The sequence below is a fragment of the Paraburkholderia mimosarum LMG 23256 = NBRC 106338 genome, assembly GCF_000739815.1.
Lineage (GTDB): Bacteria > Pseudomonadota > Gammaproteobacteria > Burkholderiales > Burkholderiaceae > Paraburkholderia > Paraburkholderia mimosarum.
The window spans coordinates 1-4,644 of sequence record NZ_BBJJ01000172.1; the positions used below are offsets into that span (position 1 = coordinate 1).

The window sequence follows — 4,644 nt, forward strand, 5'->3', positions numbered from 1 at the left end:
GCGCTTTCAGGCACGGGCGTGACGCCCGTCATCCCACCGCCAGCTCACGCTGTCGTACACGGCGAGGAGCGAACCCGCCGGCATGACCAGATCGTCAGATACATCGAGGACAAAGGCATCTATGCATTTCACAAGAAATACGGCTACGGTGTGCCCCTCGCTGGTCGAGGCACAGATCTCGCGCATCAAGCGCTGCATCGGCGCGCGCCTGCTGACGCAGGAGCTTGCGTCGCAGGAAGGCGAAGGGGTAATCATCGCCAACCTGCTGAACCGGTGGAACGCCTTCGGCAAACCGATTTGCGTCAAAAATGCATAGTCGCGTCCATAGCACGGAAACTTGTACCCATTCGGGCAAAGCCGTATGGAATGCGGTCCTGTCTGATCGATAAGCTTTCTTACCTATATGAGCTTTCTCAATCCGCTTACCTATTTGCACCAGAACCACTACCACAACCTGAAACAATATGTTTTGAGGAAATTTGTTCAAAATCAATTTAATAGAGAGATTGTATTGACTGAAGCCTCCAATCGTTGTGTATCCTGATAGTGGCTTATGCTTAATCTAGCTTGCGCCTAGCGGAACGAGTTTTGACATGCGGCGACGGTAATTCTATTCGATTATTTCCATTGGATAAAAGGATTTCTGGATGAAGGTGTGGATAATTTTTACCTTTCTGGCAGTCTATTGTGCGAACAATTCATTTGCGGCAATCAATGATCGTCGCGTAGTCACCTGGAATCTTCAAGGCTCTAGCGCGAGCACGGAGAGTAAATGGAACGTTAATATTCGCCATCTTTTGCTTGGAAAGAATAATGATGGTTCGGTACGTGATTCAATTCCCATAGATATTGTTACGATACAGGAGGCCGGATCGTTGCCTGATTCTATAACGATTAATCCTCCATTACCATTGGATGGTCGTCTGGTAAATCCTGATGAAGTTGTCGCTCCCATAGAGGAGTATCTCTGGAATTTGGGTACGCGAGCAAGGCCAATTAACTATTATGTTTATTTTTCCAGGATTGATGCTGGAGCCAATCGGGTAAATCTTGCAATTATTAGCAGGGATAGAGCTAATCAAGTGTTTTTTCTCAAGCCGAGAGCGTGGTCCGGAGCAAGGCCAATATTGGGAATTAGGCTCGGGTCGGATTACTATTTTTCAATTCATTCTCTTGCTAATGGAGGAATGGATTCTGGGGCAATTGTTGCGCGGGTTTGGGAATATTTTAGCGAAAATAAAATTAATGATCAGTGGTTTATCAGCGGTGATTTTAATCGCAATCCAGATAGGCTGAAAGATCTCCTTCGGAGAAATTATCCTCAAGAATACAGGGATGTGACTTTTCAGAACCAGGATCGGCCAACCCAAAAAGGTGGCGGCAATCTGGATTATGGGGTGGCCGGGAGGGTTAATAATCCGTCTGGCGGCCCCGGTTGCAATTGCAGTTTGTTCACTCCAAGCTTAATGGGTCAATTGGCATCAGATCATTATCCTATTTTATTTTGTCCTAAAAAATAGGGATTTCGTGCAAATAGGTGGTTCGCCCGCGATTCTTATTGTAGAAGAGCTAAAGTCCCGGACGGGCACTTCAAACGCCGCTATATGAACGGCCTGTATCGGCCCGGATTGTTTGGACACGGTTTTGGGACTCAGGCGGCCTGTTTGAACAGCCGTGCCTGACGGGCTTCGAGGGGTGACATGAAGCCCAGTTTTTCCAGCCGCCATTCTCGGTTGTAACGATCTTTGAAGTCAACGACAGCGTCACGAACTTCATCAACATTCCTGAAGATACGCCCGTGAATCTTTTGTTCTTTCATGGTCCGATTGAACCGCTCAGCAACACCATTGGTTTGCGGTTCGGCGACGAAGGCGTAGCTGGCCGTGACGCCCCAGAATTTGAGCTGGTTCCGAAAGTCGTCGGACGTGTACTGGGAGCCATGATCCATCCACGGCGTCAGTCCCGCTCCGATCGCGGCACTCACCCCGCCGAATTCGCTTTGCAGCCCCTGAGCAATAGGCTCAAGCGCGGCGAAGCGGTCACCAGCCTTCACCGCGTGGATGCCTGCGCAATACCCGTCGCTATGATCGACGGCCGCGAAGCCACCCGCCGAAGTAAGCCTGACCCACCCGGGAGAGGATGGCGGCTTTTTGTCGCCGATGCTGACTCGGGGTCCCCGTGATTTTCATGCCGTTTACCGGGTTAGCGGGTTCCAGACCTGACAAGGCTTTGCGGTCTAACCCTTTATAAAGTCTCCGTAAAATCAAAAGCTTGCTGTTTGTCTTCCCCGGAGGCACCCAGTGCCTCGCCCCCAATTGTTAAGGCGATATTGTTGGCATAGCCTGAGCGGTTCCTCTTTCGGCTGCGGAGCGGACGGCGATGGAACACTGGCGGCAGGCCTATCTCGGGATGCGGTCCATCCCGCACACGCTCAACGAGTTCGAGCTCGCCACGTTCTTCACGTTTTCCGCGAAGGAACGCGTTGATCAACGCGCGTCGCCGACACGCCTACCGCTTCGCGCTGGCGCTTCACGTTGGTTTCGTGCGCATGACCGGTCGCACGCTCGATGCTTGCCGGTACGTGCCACGGAATCTCTGGCAGCACCTGGGGCAACAGCTCGGCATCGAACCACCCGATCTCGGGACGATGACGTCGCTGTACGACGGCCATACCGACACGCTGGTCGAACATCAGGCCTGCGCGTACCAGGCGCTCGGCTTCGGCTCCATGACCGAACACCAACGCCGCTACGTGGTCGGGCCTGCATAAATTCGTGAGGCCCCGCCAGGCATGGAGATGTCGTTAGTTGACGGGCCGGAGAACTCCCAGAACGAATATCGATCTGATAAAGATTCTGGGAGTTTCGGAGTGGTCGCCAATGAGCACGCCTGATTTCTTTCGCAGCCGTCTGGACTCGATGATTGATCTGCGCCACCCGCTTGCCGTGCTGGCGACGAGGATGTCGTGGGCTTCGATCGAAGCGGCTCTGGATCCGGTTTTTGCGCGGCAATCGCGCGACGGCCGGGTGAGCGAAGCGGTTGACCTCTTCGGCGTGACGCCGAAGCTCGCTGGTGCGGGTGTCAGCGCTGCAGGGCGTCCGCGCTTGCCTGTGCGGCTGATGGTCGGTCTGCTGTACCTGAAGCACGCCTACAACGAGAGTGACGATTCGGTATGCGAGCGCTGGGCCCAGGACGTGTACTTCCAGTACTTCTGTGGCGAGGAGTACTTTCAGCCGCTTCTGCCGTGCGACCCGACCAACCTCGTGCGCTTTCGGCAGGCGCTGGGGGAGGCAGGTGTCGAGGAGTTGCTCGCGACGACGATTGCGGCGGCCATGGAGATGAAGGCGGTGACACCGGCCGAATTCGAACGCGTGATTGTTGATACAACGGTTCAGGAGAAGGCGGTTGCTTATCCGACCGACAGTCGTCTGCTTGAGGTGGCAAGGGGCAGACTCGTGCAGTTAGCGCAACGCGCCGGCCTGGCGCTGAAGCAAACCTACGAGCGTGAAGGCAAACGGCTACGTCGCCGCGCGGGCGGCTATGCGCATGCGAAACAGTTCAAGCGCCTGCGTCGTGTACTCAAACGCCAGCGCACAGTATTGGGGCGGTTGCTGCGCGACATCGAACGCAAGCTGCCCGCGGCACCGGACGAACGGCAGACACAACTGCGCGTGTGGCTGGAACGGGCATGGCGCATTTACCCCAACGTCCAAAGGACAAGAACAAGTTGTATGCCCTGCACGCGCCTGAAGTTGAGTGCATCGGGAAAGGCAAGGCGCGGCAACCTTATGAGTTCGGCGTCAAGGTGAGTCTCGCGATCACGGAGAAACAAGGACTCATCGTTGGCGCGCGGGCGTTCCCAGGTAACCCCTACGACGGTCACACGCTGGCAGAGCAACTTGAACAGAGCACCATTCTGCTGCAGGATTTGCCGGGTACGCCGCAACCAAAGACGGTTCTGGTCGATCTCGGATTTCGTGGCGTCGATGCTGAAGTATCATCAGTAGACCTTATTCATCGCGGAAAACACAAGACCCTGACAAGCACACAGCGACGTTGGCTCAAGCGACGGCAGGCGATCGAACCGATCATCGGCCATGTAAAGCACGACCACGGCATGCGGCGGTGCTGGCTCAAAGGAAAAACCGGCGACGCGTTACACGCGGTGCTGTGTGCTGCCGGGTATAACCTGCGCTGGTTGCTGCGCGCAATTGAACACCGGATCCTGTTGCCGCGCGATCGCACCTTGCGGGAACTGATCGTGCAGGCCATCCGGGACGTCGAAGCCACGCTCACGGGCGAGCATACGCAGGCCTTTGGCGAAACCACATTGGATCGTTGGGGCAAGTTGCTGCCGAAGCCCCATGGCGAGGCATCGAGCCTACAGCAATGGCTGTGGTCGGTGCCGCTGCGCAATTCGACGCGACAGATGAGCGAACTCTTGCGCAAGCTCGACTATCTGGTCGAGCTCGGTGTATGGGTGCAGTGGCCCGACACATGCAACGAAGCTATCGTCCGGCATTATGCGCGGCGCTGCGCGGACCGCAAACCCTCGGTGAGTCACCGCATCCAGCCGGCCATACGGCGGCTCGAGGCCGCCTGCTTCATGCGCTACGCGTTGTGCTCGGCGACCGACCAGCTCCT

Annotated in this window: 3 protein-coding genes and 2 pseudogenes; 4 read left to right on the top strand and 1 reads right to left on the bottom strand. The window is 55.8% G+C overall.

From position 1 onward, the window contains the following. Nucleotides 1-121: 121 nt before the first annotated feature. Together BMI01S_RS36025 and BMI01S_RS40165 are read left to right on the top strand one after the other, a co-directional pair. The gene (locus BMI01S_RS36025; protein WP_244145511.1) at nt 122-316 is read left to right on the top strand and encodes a transposase; all 195 of its coding nucleotides are present in this window, start codon (nt 122-124) and stop codon (nt 314-316) included. 331 nt (nt 317-647) lie between these two features. After that, nucleotides 648-1,520 carry a cytolethal distending toxin subunit B family protein gene (locus tag BMI01S_RS40165; RefSeq protein ID WP_081723669.1) on the top strand — a complete coding sequence of 291 codons (873 nt, stop codon included), beginning with the start codon at nt 648-650 and terminating at the stop codon, nt 1,518-1,520. A gap of 131 nt (nt 1,521-1,651) precedes the next feature. On the opposite strand, the gene BMI01S_RS36030 is transcribed toward BMI01S_RS40165, so the two are convergent. Next, nucleotides 1,652-2,053, bottom strand: coding sequence for an integrase core domain-containing protein (locus BMI01S_RS36030; protein WP_052408487.1), 402 nt, complete (start codon nt 2,051-2,053; stop codon nt 1,652-1,654). A 326-nt stretch (nt 2,054-2,379) separates the two neighbouring features. Between BMI01S_RS36030 and BMI01S_RS36035 the strand changes: the two are divergent. Both BMI01S_RS36035 and BMI01S_RS36040 read left to right on the top strand, forming a co-directional pair. Further along, a pseudogene (locus tag BMI01S_RS36035) lies at nt 2,380-2,758 on the top strand (DUF4158 domain-containing protein); the annotation flags it as partial. Between the two features lie 121 nt (nt 2,759-2,879). Then, a pseudogene (locus tag BMI01S_RS36040) lies at nt 2,880-4,213 on the top strand (IS5 family transposase); the annotation flags it as partial. Nucleotides 4,214-4,644 lie beyond the last annotated feature (431 nt).

Coding starts and splice junctions, on each gene's coding strand:
- BMI01S_RS36025 (WP_244145511.1), top strand. CDS start 122: ATGCATTTCACAAGAAATACGGCTACGGTGTGCCCCTCGCTGGTCGAG.
- BMI01S_RS40165 (WP_081723669.1), top strand. CDS start 648: ATGAAGGTGTGGATAATTTTTACCTTTCTGGCAGTCTATTGTGCGAAC.